This window comes from Duganella sp. FT27W (assembly GCF_009295655.1).
Lineage (GTDB): Bacteria > Pseudomonadota > Gammaproteobacteria > Burkholderiales > Burkholderiaceae_D > Rugamonas > Rugamonas zoogloeoides.
In genome coordinates, this window is the sequence record NZ_WHIV01000003.1 from 821,487 (window position 1) to 838,128 (window position 16,642).

The window sequence follows — 16,642 nt, forward strand, 5'->3', positions numbered from 1 at the left end:
GCCGCTACTGCGCCGCCACGTGCCAGCCGCCGCCGAGCGACTGAATCAGCGCCACCGCCGTGGTCTGGCGGTCGCCCTGGGCCTGGATCAAAGCGCGGCGCGCGTTGAGCGCGGTGGTCTGGGCGGTCACCACCTCGGTGTAGTTGACCTGGCCGGCGCGGTAGCGGTTGAGCATTTGCGCTTCCACCTGGTCGGCCGCTTCCGACGCCGTGCGGCGCAGTTCGAGCTGCAGCGCCAGCGCGCGCGTGGCCGACAGCTGGTTTTCCACGTCCGCAAACGCGGTCAGCACGGTCTGGCGATAGCTGGCAATGGCGGCGTCGCGCGAGGCCTCCGCGCCGGCCACGCGGGCCTTGATGGCGCCGGCGTCGAACAGCGTTTGCGCCGCCGACAACCCCAGCGACCACAGGTTGTTCGATGCGTTGAACAGGCCGCCGGTGGCGCTGGAGCCGAAGCCGTACGAGCCGCTCAGGGTCAGGCTCGGGAAGTAAGCGGCGCGCGCAATGCCGATCTGCGCATTGGCCACCGCCACCCGGCGCTCGGCGGTAGCAATGTCGGGCCGGCGTTGCAGCAAGGTCGAAGGCACGCCGGTCGGCACATCGGGCACCACCACCGCCCACTTGGCCGGGGCGATGGCAAAGTCGCTGGCGGCGCGGCCCAGCAGGACCGCGATCGCATGTTCGAGCACGGCGCGCTGGCGCACCAGGCTCACTTGGTCGATACGGGCATTGGCCAGCTGGGTTTGCGCCTGCAGCAGGTCCGACTTGGCGGTGACGCCGGCATCAAAACGGTTCTGGGTAATTTGCAGTACCCGCTCGTAGCCCTCGGTGGTCGCGTCAAGCAGTTCCTTCTGGGCGTCGGTCATGCGCAGCGACAGGTAATTGGTGGCTAATTCACCTTGCGCGGACAGGCGCGCGGCGGCCAGGTCGGCAGCGCTGGCCTGCAAGCTGGCCTCGGCGCTGTTGGCGCCGGCGCGCAGCTTGCCCCACACGTCCGGCTCCCAGCTGGCGCCGATGCTGGTGCGGTAGGCATTGGTGGCACGGGTGTCGCCGCCACCGCCGGAGCGGTTGGCGGTGGCGGACAAATCGACCACCGGGAACAGCGCCGCGCGCTGCTCGGCCACCAGCGCCCGGGCCTGCGCGTAGTTGGCAGCGGCCACCGCCACGTTCTGGTTGGTCACTTCCAGGCTGGCGGCCATCTGGTTCAGCTGCTCGTCACCGAACAGCTGCCACCACGGGCCGCGCTCGAGCGTGTCGGCCGGCGCGGCCTCGGTCCAGCCGGCGGCCACTTTCTCGGCGGCGGGCGCGGCTTCCTTGAAGGCGGCGGGGCTTGGGGTGGCCGGCACTTGGTAGGCGGGACCGACTGCACAACCGCTCGCCAGCAGCGCAGATGCCAGGGTCAGGACAATGGTCGCAGGACGGAAAACAGGTACTTGTGTGCTCATGGTGTGGTCGGCGCCGCAGTTGCCTGCTCGCCGTGGATTCTGCTCAGTTGTTGTTCGGACGGGCTGCGGCGACGCAGCTTGTCCATCAGGATGTACACCACCGGCGTGGTGAAAAGGGTCAGCAGCTGGCTGGCGATCAGGCCGCCGACGATGGTCACGCCCAGCGGGCGGCGCAATTCGGAACCTTCGCCAAAGCCGATCGCCAGCGGCAGCGCGCCCAGCGCGGCAGCCACGGTGGTCATCAGGATCGGCCGGAAGCGCAGCAGGCATGCCTCGCGCACTGCCTCCAGCGGTGACAGCCCGCGCGAACGTTCGGCCTCCAGCGCGAAGTCGATGATCAGAATGGCGTTCTTCTTGACGATGCCGATCAACAGGAAAATCCCGATCAGGGCGATGGTCGAGAACTCCATCTTGAACAGCAGCAGCGCCAGCACGGCGCCCACGCCTGCCGACGGCAAGGTGGTCAGCACGGTCACCGGGTGTACCAGGCTTTCATACAGAATGCCCAGCACGATGTAGATCACCACGATGGCGGCCAGGATCAGCAGCGGCAGTGCCTTGTTGCTGTCCTGGGCGTTCTTGGCCGAGCCCTGGAAGCTGCCGCGCACATTGTTCGGCAGGCCGATCGCCGCTTCGGCAGCGGTAATCTGCACCGTTGCGTCGGACAGGCTCACGCCCTCCACCAGGTTGAAGGCGATGGTGGTGGCCAGTTCGCCGTCCTGGTGGTTGATCGAGGTGGCCGTGGAACTTTCGGCAAACGTGGCCACCGCCGACAGCGGCACCATGGTGGTGGCCGACGTGCTCAAGGCGGAGCCGGACGAGGCGTCGCGCACCGCCGGCGCCGACACGTTGGCCGCCAGGCCGGTGCTGCTGGCCGTGGTGGTGGTGCCGCTGGCGGTGGTCGTGGTGGTGGTCGCAGCGGGCGCGCCGCTCGGATTGGACGCCGTGGGCGACGGCAGCCCCTTCGACGGCACATACACATCCTTGAGCGAGTCGGGACTGCGGCTGTACTCGCGCGCCACTTCCATGATCACGTGGTACTGGTTGACCTCATCGTAGATGGTGGCGACCTGGCGCTGGCCAAAGCTGTTGTACAGCGCATTGTCGATGTCCCTGGACGTGATGCCCAGCCGCGAGGCGCTGTCCTTGTCCACCGTGACATAGGTTTCCACGCCATTCTCGGCCTGGTCGCTATCCACGTCGATCATGCCGGGCTGGCCTTTCATGGCCTCGGCCAGGCGCGTGGCCCATTTTTTCAGGTCGGCCTCGTTGTCGCTCTTGAGCGTGTACTGGTAGTTGGCGTTGGCCGAACGGCCGCCCGAACGCAAATCCTGCACGGGACTCAGGAACAGGCTCACGCCGGTCACCTTGGCCAGTTTCGGCCGCAGGCGCGCCAGTACGGCGTTGCCGGCCACGGTGCGCTCGTTGGCGGGTTTGAGGTTGATGAACATGAAGCCGCCGCCGGCACGCCGCCCGCCGGTAAAGCCCACCACCGTGGCGACATCGGGATCGTCCTTGATGATGTTCACCAGCTGGCGCAACTTGCCCTGCATGGCCTGGAACGAGATGCTCTGGTCGGCGCGGATGCCGCCGTTGATCTGGCCCGTATCCTGCTGCGGGAAGCCGCCCTTCGGTATCGCCGCAAACAGGTAAAAATTCAGGCCCACCACGAACAGCAATCCCAGCATCACCAGCCATACGCTCGACAAGGCCCAGTCCAGGCCATGCTCGTAACCTTTCAGGATGCGGTCGAAACCGCGCTCGAACACGCGCGCAATGCGGCCCGGCTTGGCCGTGTGCTGGTCGGCCTTGAGCAGCCACGCGCACATCATCGGCGTGGTGGTGAGCGAGACGACCAGCGAAATCATCACCGCCGCCGACAGGGTGACGGCAAACTCCTTGAACAGCGCGCCGAACTGGCCGCCCATGAACAAGAGCGGAATGAACACGGCAATCAGCGACAGGCTGATGGACAGCACGGTAAAACCCACCTCGCGCGCACCGAGCAATGCCGCTGTCATGCGGTCCATGCCGGCCTCGATGTGGCGCGTGGTATTTTCCAGCACCACGATGGCGTCATCGACCACGAAGCCGGTGGCCACCGTCAGCGCCATCAGCGACAGGTTGTTGAGTGAAAAGCCGAGCAAATACATCACACCGAAAGTGCCGAGCAGCGAGACGATGGTGGCCACGGCCGGAATGATGGTGGCGCGCAGGTTGCGCAGGAAGGCGCTCACCACCAGCACCACCAGCAGGATCGAGATGATCAGCGTGATTTCGATTTCGTGCAGCGAGGAGCGGATGGAATTGGTGCTGTCGCTGGCAACCGACACCGTCACATCGGGCGGCAACTGCGCCTGCAAGGCAGGCAGTTGCGCGCGCACGCTGTCCACGGTCTCGATCACGTTGGCGCCGGCCTGGGGCCGCAGCAGCACGACGATGGCCGGCTGGCCGTTGAACAGGCCCAGGTTGTTCTGGTCTTCCACGCCATCGACCACTTCGGCCACATCCTGCAGGCGGATGGCGGTGCCGTCGCGCCAGCCCACCACCAGGTTGCGGTAGTTGGCTGCACTGCGGCCACCCTCCCCGTTCACCGATTCGGTATAGATTTGCAGCCGGCGGCCGTCGCCCTGCAGGGCGCCGCGCGGGCGGTTGGCGTTGGTTGCCTGGATGGCGGCGCGTACGTCCTCCATCGACAGGCCCACCTTGTTGAGCGTGTACGGGTTCAGTTCCACCCGCACCGCCGGCAGCGAACCGCCGCCCAGCTCCACGTCGCCGATGCCGTCCACCTGCGACAGGCGCTGCACCACCACGTTGGAGACGGCATCGTAGATCTGGCCCGGCGTGCGCGTCTTGGACGTCAGCGCCAGGATCATCACCGGCGAGCCGGACGTATTGGCCTTGCGGTAGGTGGGGTTGCTGCGCAGCGTGGCCGGCAGATCGACCCGGCTGGCGTTGATTGCCGCCTGCACCTCGCGCGCCACCGCATCGACGTTACGATTGAGATCGAACTGCAAGGTGACGTTGGCGCTGCCCGTGTTCGAGCTCGAGGTCATTTCGTTGACCCCGGCGATGACGCCCAGGTGCCGTTCGAGCGGCGTGGCCACGCTCGACGCCATGGTCGAGGGGCTGGCGCCCGGCAGGCTGGCCGACACCGAGATGACCGGGAAATCCACCTGCGGCAGCGGCGCCACCGGCAGCACGAAGAACGCGCCGATGCCGGCCAGCGCCAGGCCGATCGTCAGCAGGACGGTGGCGATCGGCCGCTTGACGAAGGGCGACGACAGGTTCACAGCGCACCGCCTTCGACCGGATACGCATCACCGTGCTTGCGGGCGGCTTGGCCACCGCCAAAGCGGCGTCCCAGGCTGTCGAAGGCAAGATAGATCACCGGCGTGGTAAACAGCGTGAGCAACTGGCTGACGATCAGGCCACCGAAGATGGCCAGGCCCAGTGGCCGGCGCAGCTCGGCGCCCTCGCCCCAGCCCAGCATCAGCGGTACCGCCGCAAACAGCGCCGCCAGCGTGGTCATGATGATGGGGCGGAAGCGCAGCAGCGCGGCCTGGTGGATCGCGTCGCGCGGCGACTTGCCGCCTTCGCGCTCGGCCTCGATGGCAAAGTCGATCATCATGATGGCGTTCTTCTTGACAATGCCGATCAGGAGGATGATGCCGATAATGCCGATCACCCCCAGGTCCTGGCCCGTGATCATCAGCGCCAGCAGCGCGCCCACGCCGGCCGACGGCAAGGTGGACAGGATGGTCAGCGGATGCACATAGCTCTCGTACAGCACGCCGAGCACGATGTACACGCACACCACCGCCGCCAGGATCAGCCACAGCTGGTTGGACAGCGAATTCTGGTACGCGCCCGAAGCGCCGAGGAAGGTCAGCGTGACCGACTGCGGGAACTTGATTTCCACGGCAGCCTGGCGGATCGCATCCACGGCGGTACCGAGCGAGACGCCGCTGGCGGTGTCGAAACCGAGCGTGGTGGCCGGATACTGCGCCACGTGCGTGACCTGCAACGGCGCCGGACGCTCGCTGATGGTGGCCACCGCCGACAGCGGCGTAGCCTTGCCCGAGCCGGTGCGCAATTGCAGGTTGATCAGATCCTGCGGCGACGTGATGGAATCGTTCTTCGCTTCCAGGATCACGCGGTACTGGTTGGTCTCGGTGAAGATAGTGGAAACGATGCGCTGGCCGAAGGCGCTGTACAGCGCATCGTCGATCGACGCGGCAGTCACCGACAGGCGCGAAGCCGTATCACGGTCGATCGAGATGTACGCGGCGTTGGCGCTGGCGCCCACGTCGGACACCACGTTGCGCAGCTCCTTCTTGGTACGCATCTGGTCGGCCAGCTTGGTGGCCCACTCGTTGACGGTGGCGTTATCGGCCCCCTCGATCGACACGCGGAACTGGGTAGGTCCTGATTCGGCGTCGATGGTCAGATCCTGGGTGGGTTGCAGGTACAAGGTCATGCCCGGAATCTGCGCCACGCGTGAACGCAGGCGGTCCATGATGTCCTGCTGGTTGCCGGAGCGGTCGTGTTTCAGGTTGATCAGCATGCTGCCGGTGTGGAGCATGCTGTTGTTGGCCGCGTCCACGCCGACCACGGAGCTGAGCGTGCCCACGGCCGGATCGTCGAGGATGGCGCGCGCAGCCTGCTGCTGCAGTTCCGCCATGCGCGCATACGAGACGGCCTTGCCGGTTTCCAGGCGCGCCTGCAACTGGCCCGTGTCCTGCGTCGGGAACAGGCCTTTCGGGATGGCGATGTACAGCAGCACGGTGAGCAGCATGGTGCCCAAGGCGACCAGCAAGGTCAGGCCGCTGCGCGCGATCACCCAGGTGAGCGAACGGTCGTAGTGGCCCACCACCCAGTCGAAGAAATGCTGGAACTTGATGGCGAAACGGCTCGGCTTTTCCTCGCCGTGCGGTTTCAGCCAGCGCGCCGACATCATCGGCACCAGCGTCAGCGACACCACGGCCGAAATCAGGATGGTGATTGCCAGCGCCATCGCGAACTCGCGGAACAGGCGGCCCACCACGTCGCCCATGAACAGCAGCGGAATCAGCACCGCGATCAGCGACACGGTCAGCGAGATGATGGTAAAGCCGATCTGCTTGGCGCCGCGCAGCGCGGCCGGCATCGGCGCGTCGCCCTCTTCGATGTAGCGGGCGATGTTTTCGATCATGACGATGGCGTCATCGACCACGAAGCCGGTGGCAATGGTGAGCGCCATCAGCGACAGGTTATTCAGGCTGTAGCCGAGCAAGTACATCACGCCGCAGGTGCCGATCAGCGAGATCGGCACCGACAGGCTGGCGATGATGGTCGCGCGCATGCTGTGCAGGAAGGCGAAGATCACCAGCACCACCAGCACCACGGCCAGCAGCAGCTCCATGCCCACGTGCTTGACCGAGGCGCGGATGCCGGTGGTGCGGTCGCTCAGCACCTCGACCTTGATCGCGCCCGGCAGGCCCGCTTCCAGTTCCGGCAGGCGTGCCTTGATGGCGTCCACGGTGGCGATCACGTTGGCGCCGGGCTGGCGCTGGACGTTGAGGATGATGGCCTGTTTGAGGTCGTTCTGCGAGCCGGCCCAGGCGCCCAGTTCCACGTTCTCGGCGCTATCGACCACCTGCGCCACGTCGGACAGGCGCACCGGGGCGCCGTTCTTATAAGTCAGCACCAGGTCGCGGTAGTCCTTGGCGGTGACCAGCTGGTCGTTGGCGTTGATGGTGTAGGCGCGCGTGGGGCCGTCGAAACTGCCCTTGGCGCCGTTGGAGTTGGACGACGTGATCACCGTGCGCAGCGTATCGAGCCCCAGCCCGTACGATGCCAGCAGGTTCGTATCGGCCTGGATGCGCACGGCCGGGCGCTGGCCGCCGGACAGGGTCACCAGGCCCACGCCCGAGACCTGCGAGATTTTCAGCGCCAGGCGGGTGTTGACGATGTTCTGCACTTCCGTCAGCGGCATGGTGTCGGACGTGATCGCCAAGGTGAGTACCGGCGCGTCGGCCGGGTTGACCTTGGCGTACACGGGCGGCGCCGGCAAATCGGTAGGCAGCAGCGACGTGCCGGCGTTGATGGCGGCCTGCACTTCCTGCTCGGCCACTTCCAGCGTCTGGCCCAGGCCGAACTGCAGGGTGATGATGGACACGCCGGCGGCGCTGGTGGAACTCATGCGCTGCAAGCCCGACATCTGGCCGAACTGGCGTTCCAGCGGCGCGGTCACGGTCTGGCCCATTACCTCCGGGCTGCCGCCCGGGTACAGCGTTTGCACCTGGATGGTGGGAAAATCGACTTGCGGCAGCGCCGACAGCGGCAGGAACTTGAAGCCTACCAGGCCGGCCAGCACGATCGCCAGCATCAGCAGCGAGGTCGCTACCGGCCGCTGGATAAAGGGAGCGGATGGACTCATGAATGGTCCCTCACTGCGCCGCGGCCTGATCTTTGCGGCGGCGCTGCTCGCCGGCCGGCGCGGCGCCGTCGGCGGCCTTGGCGCCGGCAGCACCCTGGTGGTTGCCGGAACCAGGCAACGTGACCTTGGCGCCTTCTTTCAGACGGTCGGCGCCTTCGGTGATGACTTTTTCGCCGGCCTGCAGGCCGCTGGAGATCTGCACCTTGTCTACCGTCGCTTCGCCGCGCGTAATGCTGCGCATGGTGACGGTCTTGTCTTCCTTGAGCACCCAGACAAAATCGCCCTTGGCGCCGTGGCGCACGGCGTTCACCGGCACCATGATGGCGTCCTTGATAGTGCGCAGTTCCAGCCGCACGTTGACGAACTGGCTCGGGAACAGCGTCGATTTGTCGTTGGCAAAGCGGGCCTTGGCCTTGACGGTGCCGGTCTGGGTATCGACCTGGTTGTCCAGCGCCGCGAACTTGCCGCTGTCGAGCGTGTTGGTGCGGGTGCGGTCGAGCGCCAGCGCCGGCAGCGCGGCATTCTCGTTAATGCGCTGCATCAGGTTCGGCACGCTGTCCTGCGGGATCGAGAACTCGACGTCGATCGGCGACATCTGCGTGATCACGGCAATGCCGGTGGAGTCGCCGGAACTGACCAGGTTACCGATATCGACCACGCGCAAGCCCACGCGGCCGGTGATCGGCGCGATTACCTTGGTGTAGCCGAGATTGAGCTTGGCCGTGCCTTCGGCTGCGCGGTCGGTCATGACGGTGCCTTCGAGCTGCTTGACCAGCGCGGCCTGGGTATCGACGTCCTGGCGCGCGATCGAGTCCTGTTTCAACAGGGTGTTATAGCGTTCGAGCGTGAGCTTGGCGTTTTCCAGCTGCGCCTCGTCGCGCTGGCGCTGGCCGCTGGCCTGCAGCAGCGACATTTCGAACTGGCGCGGATCGATCTGCGCCAGCACCTGGCCGGCCTTGACCATCTGGCCTTCCTTGAACAGCACTTTTTGCAGGATGCCGGTCACTTGCGGGCGCACCGTGGTGGTGGCTGCAGCGGTGACCGTGCCAAGCGCTTCGAGCGTGACCGGGATGTCGGCCTTTTCCGCTGTGGCCACGCCCACCGTGGTGGCGGGCATGCCGCGCCGGTTGCCGCCACCGGGGCCGCCGGGGCCAGGGCCACCGGGACCGGCAGCGCCCGGAGCACCAGGCACGGGCGCCGCCGGCTGGTGCGTCAGATACCAGGCCAGCCCTCCCAGCCCTGCCATCGCCGCGACGGCGATCACGCCACCGATGATTTTTGAACGGCGGCTTTTGGGGCGGTTGAGATTCGAATTTGGCTTGGCTGGTGTTTCCATTATTGTCCCTATTTGTATGCTGGCGAATCAGAATGCGTGGACTCTAGCACAAGGCCCCTGCCCTGTCAGTTGCCCATGCACAGCCGATACAAACTCGCTACAAAGTCGTGGACAATCAAGGACTTCAGCCACACTTCCTTCAACTAGCTTTACATTTCTTTACCGGCGTGACATCGGCCCGATACCGCCGCCCGCGACAATCTCCCCCATCGCTTAAACTGCGGCGGCAACGCTGTAAAATGTTCTGATGACTACCGACCTTGCCCACATTTCCAACCGCATCCTGCTGGTGGAAGACGATCCCCGCCTGGCAGACATGCTCACCGAATACCTGACCCAGGCCGGTTTTCGCGTCACCCACGCCCCCAACGGCCGCGAGGCCGTGGTGCACATCGCCGCCGGCCAGGCCGACGCCGTGATCCTCGACCTGATGCTCCCCGACATGGACGGCCTCGACGTGTGCCGCCAGGCGCGCGCCGTCTCCGACGTGCCGGTGCTGATGCTCACCGCGCGCGGCGACGCCATCGACCGCATCGTCGGCCTGGAAATGGGCGCCGACGACTACCTGCCCAAGCCGTTCGAACCGCGCGAGCTGCTGGCCCGCCTGCGCGCCATCCTGCGCCGCCGCGTGGACGTCGGCCTGGGCCGTGCCGACCAGCGCGGCGGCCCGTCCGGGTCCGACGACTTCCTGCGCTTCGGCCGGCTCGAAATCGATTCGGCCTCGCATTCGGCAAAACTCGACGGCGTGCCGTGCGAACTCACCGCTTACCAGTTCGACCTGCTGCTGGTGCTGGCCCGCCACGCCGGCCGCGTACTCTCGCGCGACAGCCTGATGGAACTGCTCAAGGGCGAACCGATCGAAGCGTTCGACCGCTCGATCGACGTCCACATGTCGCGCATCCGCGCCGCCGTCGAGGACGACCCCAAAAAGCCGCGCCGCATCATCACCGTGCGCGGCGCCGGCTACCTGTTCGCCAAGGTGCAGGATTGAGCGCAATACAGCCTGCGCCTGCGGCGCCCAAAGCTGGACTGCTCCAGCGCTTTTCGCGCGGTCTGCCGCGCCTGTACTTCAGCTTTTACGTGGCGCTGCTGGTCGTGCTGCTGCTGTTCGCCATGGCGGTGCTGCAATCGTGGGGCCGCTCGGGCGGGCCGCTGGAGCGCTCCAACGCCACGCTGTCGCGGGTGATGATGAACGTGCTGGCGCCGCTAGATGCACCGCACGCCCAGCAGCAGGCTGCGCTGGAAAAGGTGGCGGCCGGCCTGAACGCCCACATGACGCTCTACACGCGCGACTGGCGGCCGCTGGCCGTGGTCGGCGACCTGATTCCGGCGCGCCACTGGCGCCAGCGCGGCATCACCGGCCCGCCGCCGGAATCGTATGTGCGCCTGCCCGACGGCCGCCGGCTGCTGTCGAGCGAACCGCTCGGCTTCATCCGCCCTAAGGCGGCGCTGCAAAACACCATGCTGATGCTGGCGCTGGTGATCGGTGTGGCGGCGTTTCCGCTGGTGCGGCGACTGACCAAGCGCCTCGAACGCCTGCAGCAAGGCGTGGAATCGCTGGGCGCCGGCGACCTGACGGCGCGCGTGAAAGTGGAAGGCAATGACGAAGTGGCGCGCCTGGCGCAAAGTTTTAATGGCGCCGCCGACAAGATCGAACAGCTGGTGGGCGCCCATAAAACCCTGCTGGCCAACGCCTCGCACGAGCTGCGCACGCCGCTGGCGCGCATCCGCCTGGCGCTGGAACTGGTGAAGGACAATGTCGATCCCAAGCGCCGCGCCGGCCTGGAACAGGACATCGCGGAGCTGAACGACCTGCTCGACGAAATCCTGCTGGCCAGCCGCCTCGGTGCGCTCACCGACACTACCCAGTACGAAGAGATCGACCTGCTGGCGCTGGCCGCCGAAGAATGCGCGCGCTACGACGAGGCGCTGCTTGACGGCCAATCGGCCGTGCTGCAAGGCGACCCGCGCCTGCTGCGCCGCCTGCTGCGCAACCTGCTGGAAAACGCCTATCGCCACGGCGTGCCGCCGGTGCACGTGACCATCGCTGCCGAAACAGGCATGGCGCGCTTGTTGGTGTGGGACCAGGGGCCGGGAATACCGGAAGAGGAATTCGAACGCGTGTTCGAACCGTTCTACCGCCGCCGCAACACCCGCGACAACAGTGGCGCGGGGTTGGGCCTGGCGTTGATCAGGCAAATCGCGCGCCGCCATGGTGGCGAGGCGCGCTGTGTGCTGCGTGGTGACGGGGGCAGCTGCTTCGAGATTACGTTGCCGCTGCCCGCGTAAAACTCACGGCACCTCGCACAGGCAGTGCGTAATCACGGTAAATGGCTTGCGTGATGCCTTGATATCGGCCAGCCACGCCATATCCTGCGCCACGCCGTTGGCCGCGCCAGGCGGCAGGCCGGTCGCCGCCGTCACTCCGAGGTTCAACTTGGCCGACACCGCGTTGGCGATCGACTGACCGACTGCCTGCGCCGCCGTGCCACCGACCATGCCCAGCACCCGCTCGAACTTGCTGATCTCGCGTTCGATGTACACGGTGCGATAACCGGTCAGCTTGGCGCGCTTGGCGGCCGAGGCCAGGGCGTCGCCGTAGCTGCCCAGGGTATCCACCAGCCCACGCTCCTTGGCCTGGGCGCCGGTCCAGACGCGGCCTTGCGCCACGGCGTCGATTTTCTCTGGCGTGGTTTTACGGGCCTTTGCCGCGCGCGCGGTAAAGTCGGCGTAGATGTGGTTGACGCTGCCCTGCATTACCTGCACGAAGCGCGGATCGAGCGGGCGCAGTGGATTGTAGGCGTCGCCGAGCCACGTGGTAGGCTGGCCTGCGGAATGGATGCCCAGCTTGTCAGCCACTTTCTCGGCGGTAGGCAAGATGGCAAACACGCCGATCGAACCGGTAATCGTGTTAGGTTCGGCGATCACTTCGTCGGCCGACATCGAAATCCAGTAACCGCCCGACGCGGCCACGTTGCCCATCGAGACCACCACCGGCTTGCCGGCAGCGCGCGTGAGTTCCAGTTCGCGGCGGATCAACTCCGAGGCGAACGCGCTGCCGCCCGGCGAATCGACGCGCAGCACCACGGCCTTGATGTTCTTGTCTTCGCGCGCGGCGCGAATCAGCTTGGAGGTCGAATCGCCGCCGATGCTGCCCGGACCGGCCGTGCCGTCGCTGATCGAACCCTGGGCGATGACCACGCCGATGGCGTCGCCGGTCATCGGTTCGGACTGGCGCGCCAGGTAGTCTTCGAAGCCGACCTGGCGGAAGCTCTTGCCTTCGTCGTCGGCGGCGCCGCGCTTGATCATCAGGTCGCGGATTTCATCGCGGGTTTTCAGGCCGTCCACCAACTTGGCCGCCAGCGTGATTTTCGCCAGGTCGCCGTTGAACTCGACCACCTTGGCCGGCAGTTCGTCGATCGACTTCATGATCTGGCCCTTGGGCAGCTTGCGCGCCTTTTCCACGTTGTCGGTGTAGGACGTCCACAGGGCGTTGTTCAGGTAGGCGTCCGCCTCGGCTGCCGCTGGCGACGGGCCGTTGGCGATGTATGGCTCGGCAAAGCTCTTGTAGGTACCCACGCGCATCAGGTTGACGGTCACGCCCAGTTTATCGAGCGCGTCGCGGTAGTAATTACGATAGCGGCCGTAACCTTCGATCATCACCACGCCCATCGGGTGCACGTACACCTCGTTGGCGTGGGCCGCCACCAGGTACTGGTTCTGGTCATAGTTGGTGCCCCAGGCAACCACGGTTTTGCCGGACGCCTTGAAGCGGTCGATGGCGGACGCCACTTCGCGCAGCATGGCGGGTCCGCCACCCTGCATTTCGTCGGTGAGCAGCACGGCGCCGCTGATGTTGGCATCCTTGGCGGCAGCGTCGAGCACCTTGAGCACGTCGCGCAGCTGCAGCATGCGCAGCGTTTCGCCGCCTTGCGCGCTGGTGAGCAGCGCGTCGCGCGGGTTGAGACTGGTCTGCTCGACCAACTGGCCCTTGAGGTCCAGCACCAGCGTGGTCTTGGCTGCGAGCGGCTTGGCGCCGCCGCCGAAGATGGCAATCGCCAGCACGATCAGCAGCGCCAGGAACAGCAGGTTGAGGATCGTGCGGCGGCCGGCGTCGAGCGCGCGCCAGAAAAAGCCGAAGCCACTACGAATATAGGAAAGCGGTGAACGGGTCATCAAGACTCCATGTGATTGCGAAATTTACAAGGATGATACTGCAAGTTCGGGCGCTTGCCGAGGGGTGGAAATCATCAGCAGCCCGATAAATACCAGGACGCCGTTCAATACCAGCAGTTCGAGCCCCAAACGATAATGTTCGAACAACGCCGCCTGGTTGACATCGACAGCGTAGCAAAGCGCCGGGCCGGCCAGCGCCACCCACGGCACCCAGCGGTTGCGCACCGCACGCTGCGTCAGCAGCCCGAAGGCGAAAAGACCCAGCAGCGGCCCATAGGTATAGCCGGTGAGCTTGAGCACCAGGCCCACCATGCTGGCGTTGTCGATCCATTTGAACAGCAGCACCAGCACCAGGAACAGCGCACAAAAACCGAGGTGCACGCGGTGGCGGATGCGCACCCGGTCCGCCTCGACCAGGTCCGCGCGGCGTTCGATGCCGAGGATGTCAAGGCTGAACGTGGCCGTGAGCGCGGTCATGGCGCCGTCCGCGCTGGGGAACAGTGCCGATACCAGGCCGATGAAGAACAGCAGTTGCAGCGCGGCGGGCATGTGGCCCATCACCACCGCCGGGAACAGCTTGTCGCCGGTGGCGGCAACGCCCACGGTCGGCGCATACAGCGACAGCAAGCCGCCGAGGAACATGAACAGCACCAGCACCGCCGTGAGGATCACGGTCAGCACCAGCATGTTCTTTTGCGAGTCGCGCAGGGTCTTGATCGAGATATTCTTCTGCATGGTCTCCTGGTCCATGCCGGTCATGGCCAGCACGATGAAGAAGCCCGCCAGCACCTGCTTCCAGAAGTTGGCCGGGCTGTCGATGTCGCTGGTGATCCAGCGCGTCAGACCCGCGTCGTGCAGGCGCACCAGGCTCTCGAGCGGCCCGATCTCCATTTCATGCAGCAGCCAGCCCACGCACGCCAGCAGGCCGATGACCATGCCGGCCGTTTGCAGGGTGTCGGTCCAGACGATGGTTTTCACGCCCCCTTCGTAGGTGTACAGCAGGATCATCGCCAGGATCACGACGGTGGTCAGCCAGAACGGCACGCCGAGGCTATCGAGAATGGTGATTTGCAGGATATTGACCACCAGGTACAGCCGCGCCGAAGCGCTGAGCAGGCGCGAAAGAATGAAGAACGCCGCCCCGCTGCGATACGCACCGCCACCGAGCCGCACGTCGAGGTAATGGTAGATCGAGGTCAGTTTCAGGCGATAATACAGCGGCAGCAAAATGTAGGCCACGGCGACATAGCCAAGCACGTAGCCGAGAATCACCTGCAAATAGCCAAACCCACCGGCCCCCACTGCCCCCGGCACGCTGATGAAGGTCACACCCGACAGCGTGGTCCCCACCATGCCAAACGCCACCACCATCCAGTTGCTGCGCTTGTTACCGATGAAGAAGCTGGCATTGTTCGCGTGACGCGAGGTGCGCCACGCCACGGCCAGCAGCAGGGCGAAATACGCAAACACCAGGCAGAACAGGGATACGGCAGACATGGAGACATCCAGCAAAATTCGACAGGGCGACAATATACACTGCGGTTCTATTGGAGGTATCAGGCGCCCTCGGTTGTCCGAGCCAGGTCGTAAGCCTACGAATTTTGACAGCCCCTGTCAGCTCCCGGCATTGGCTTTCCGCTCAATCGATCTGCACCGCGCCACTAACGCCGCGAAAGGCTCGGCATCGTCGAGAAACAAGCCATCGTCGATCATATGTTGATAATCGGCGGCCAATATCGGCATCAAGTCGTCGCCTGGTACCAGTTGCAACCGGCCAGCTACCGCTGCGTGATAATCAACGATTACGCCCTGCGCGCTTTTCTCGGCAAAAAACACGCTTTTGTGTTCCGCAACGGCGCGAGCAAGCTCTTTGTCCGCGATCGCAGCATCAGCGTATCCGGCACTATCGAGCCGCGTGATATCGTGCCAATGCCGTGCGAAGCGGTCGCCGCCACGGAATGCGCCCTGCGCGCAAAACACATGAATTGCCGTGCATTTTTCCCAGAAGGTACGTTCGGCACGCATTACCTGGGGCAGCGCACCAGGAAACGCCACCTCCGGGAGATAAGCCGCTGCATCGCAGGTAATCTTGCGCACCTATTAGGTTCTCCGGTTGAACGCGCGCCAAACTCCAACAACACCGCTGGCGCCACATAACCAGTGCCTGCCGCAACTCGTGTGTATTCGATGTAGGCCTTCGCGCCCTCTGCTCTTACGGTTGCGGGTAAATTAGCATCTACGAGCTCGGCTTCCAGTCGTGGTACGACTTCGGTTGCAACCCAATGATCAAGGCGAACATGAATCTCCCTGGTCCATTTCTTCTCCTGGCTTTTGGTCGCTGGCAGCGGCGCTTCTGAATTGCCCACCAGGTCAGCAGCAATGGCACGAATGTCATAGGTAAGATCCACATCCTCAGAGAAACGCCGGATAACGCCGTAAGCCTTCGACAAGGATGTCCCACCCTTGAACACAAGGTGTTCTGCGTACGGGCCTGAGAAAAGATGGCGCAACGCCCAGACGACCCAAATGTCTTTTTCCAGAAGATGGAGTGGCCGTCCCGATGCATCGGCCACGATGCTCAAGGCATCGAGACGATCTTTTGCCGAGAGATCGAAAAACTCAGGCATTGCCGACAAAGGCACTGAGCTCCTGTGCCATCCATGTTGGCAAGCGCGAGCGTGCCGAGACGACCTCCTTGAGTGCCGAGGGCGGCAATTTGATAGCAAGCTTGCGCACTGCCGCCTCGATCTTCTCGGGCCCCAGCCATGCCAGTGCACGCACCACATCCCCCGCCGCGCGCCCCGGGAACATCAACTGCCAGAAAGGGGCGTGGCGAAGCTCGATAGTCTGCGCCCCCAGTTTCAGGTGGCGACTGCGCCCGGACGTCAGGTAAATGGCACGCATCGGCACCTGGGTGGTCAAACCCAAGGCATTGGCAGCCGCAGCGCCGTGCGAAACGATGATTTCTCCACGCTGACTGGCCAGCCCTTCGACCATTTTTGACGTAGAAGGCGCCCGGGCGCCGAAACGGCTCTCCACGGGCAGAGCATAGATACCACGACCGACGCGCAGCAGCGCACTGCGCCGCACGAGACGTGACAGCACCTGGTCAACTGCGGCGCGCGTGCCAAGATGCAGCAGATCTTTGGCGACGATTGGCGTACCTTCTGGCAACTCGGCTGCGTACTTGAGAATTTGTTCGGCTAGGGTAGACATGGGCGCTCCTGAGTGTCAGAAGTATAGACTGTTTTCTGACAGTTTTCAAAAG

General features: G+C 64.9%; 11 protein-coding genes. 2 read left to right on the forward strand and 9 right to left on the reverse strand.

Annotation, left to right across the window (positions count from 1 at the left end):
* Window positions 1-4: 4 nt before the first annotated feature.
* From F8197_RS15485 to F8197_RS15500, 4 genes are read right to left on the reverse strand one after another with little or no spacing between them, the layout of a single operon-like run.
* On the reverse strand, window positions 5-1,441 hold the full coding sequence (locus F8197_RS15485) for an efflux transporter outer membrane subunit (protein WP_152882627.1): 1,437 nt from the start codon (window positions 1,439-1,441) through the stop codon (window positions 5-7).
* Window positions 1,438-4,734 carry an efflux RND transporter permease subunit gene (locus F8197_RS15490; RefSeq protein WP_373996888.1) on the reverse strand — a complete coding sequence of 1,099 codons (3,297 nt, stop codon included), beginning with the start codon at window positions 4,732-4,734 and terminating at the stop codon, window positions 1,438-1,440. The genes F8197_RS15485 and F8197_RS15490 overlap by 4 nt, the downstream gene beginning before the upstream one ends.
* Window positions 4,731-7,862 (reverse strand): efflux RND transporter permease subunit, encoded by a 3,132-nt coding sequence (locus tag F8197_RS15495; RefSeq protein WP_152882628.1) that lies wholly within the window; start codon window positions 7,860-7,862, stop codon window positions 4,731-4,733. The genes F8197_RS15490 and F8197_RS15495 overlap by 4 nt, the downstream gene beginning before the upstream one ends.
* A gap of 10 nt (window positions 7,863-7,872) precedes the next feature.
* On the reverse strand, window positions 7,873-9,198 hold the full coding sequence (locus F8197_RS15500) for an MdtA/MuxA family multidrug efflux RND transporter periplasmic adaptor subunit (RefSeq protein ID WP_152882629.1): 1,326 nt from the start codon (window positions 9,196-9,198) through the stop codon (window positions 7,873-7,875).
* A gap of 247 nt (window positions 9,199-9,445) precedes the next feature.
* Between F8197_RS15500 and F8197_RS15505 the strand changes: the two genes are divergently transcribed.
* Window positions 9,446-10,189: a response regulator gene (locus tag F8197_RS15505; RefSeq protein WP_019920285.1), complete on the forward strand. Its 744-nt coding sequence runs from the start codon at window positions 9,446-9,448 to the stop codon at window positions 10,187-10,189.
* Window positions 10,186-11,487, forward strand: coding sequence for a HAMP domain-containing sensor histidine kinase (locus F8197_RS15510; RefSeq protein ID WP_152882630.1), 1,302 nt, complete (start codon window positions 10,186-10,188; stop codon window positions 11,485-11,487). The genes F8197_RS15505 and F8197_RS15510 overlap by 4 nt, the downstream gene beginning before the upstream one ends.
* Before the next feature lie 3 nt (window positions 11,488-11,490).
* Here F8197_RS15510 and sppA read toward each other — a convergent pair whose 3' ends face one another.
* The 5 genes from sppA to F8197_RS15530 all read right to left on the reverse strand — a co-directional run bounded on the left by sppA (window position 11,491) and on the right by F8197_RS15530 (window position 16,590).
* Window positions 11,491-13,374: a signal peptide peptidase SppA gene (sppA, locus tag F8197_RS15515; RefSeq protein WP_152882631.1), complete on the reverse strand. Its 1,884-nt coding sequence runs from the start codon at window positions 13,372-13,374 to the stop codon at window positions 11,491-11,493.
* A 24-nt stretch (window positions 13,375-13,398) separates the two neighbouring features.
* A complete protein-coding gene (locus F8197_RS15520; RefSeq protein ID WP_152882632.1) occupies window positions 13,399-14,871 on the reverse strand; it encodes a sodium:solute symporter in 1,473 nt (490 codons plus the stop codon).
* A 117-nt stretch (window positions 14,872-14,988) separates the two neighbouring features.
* Complete coding sequence (locus F8197_RS29175; protein WP_255472974.1) at window positions 14,989-15,399, reverse strand: nucleotidyl transferase AbiEii/AbiGii toxin family protein; 411 nt, start codon at window positions 15,397-15,399, stop codon at window positions 14,989-14,991.
* Window positions 15,399-16,016: a nucleotidyl transferase AbiEii/AbiGii toxin family protein gene (locus F8197_RS29180; RefSeq protein ID WP_373996889.1), complete on the reverse strand. Its 618-nt coding sequence runs from the start codon at window positions 16,014-16,016 to the stop codon at window positions 15,399-15,401. The genes F8197_RS29175 and F8197_RS29180 overlap by 1 nt, the downstream gene beginning before the upstream one ends.
* Window positions 15,994-16,590, reverse strand: a complete 597-nt coding sequence (locus F8197_RS15530) for a DUF6088 family protein (RefSeq protein WP_152882633.1) — start codon at window positions 16,588-16,590, stop codon at window positions 15,994-15,996. Before F8197_RS15530 ends, F8197_RS29180 begins: the two co-directional genes overlap by 23 nt.
* Window positions 16,591-16,642: the final 52 nt, after the last annotated feature.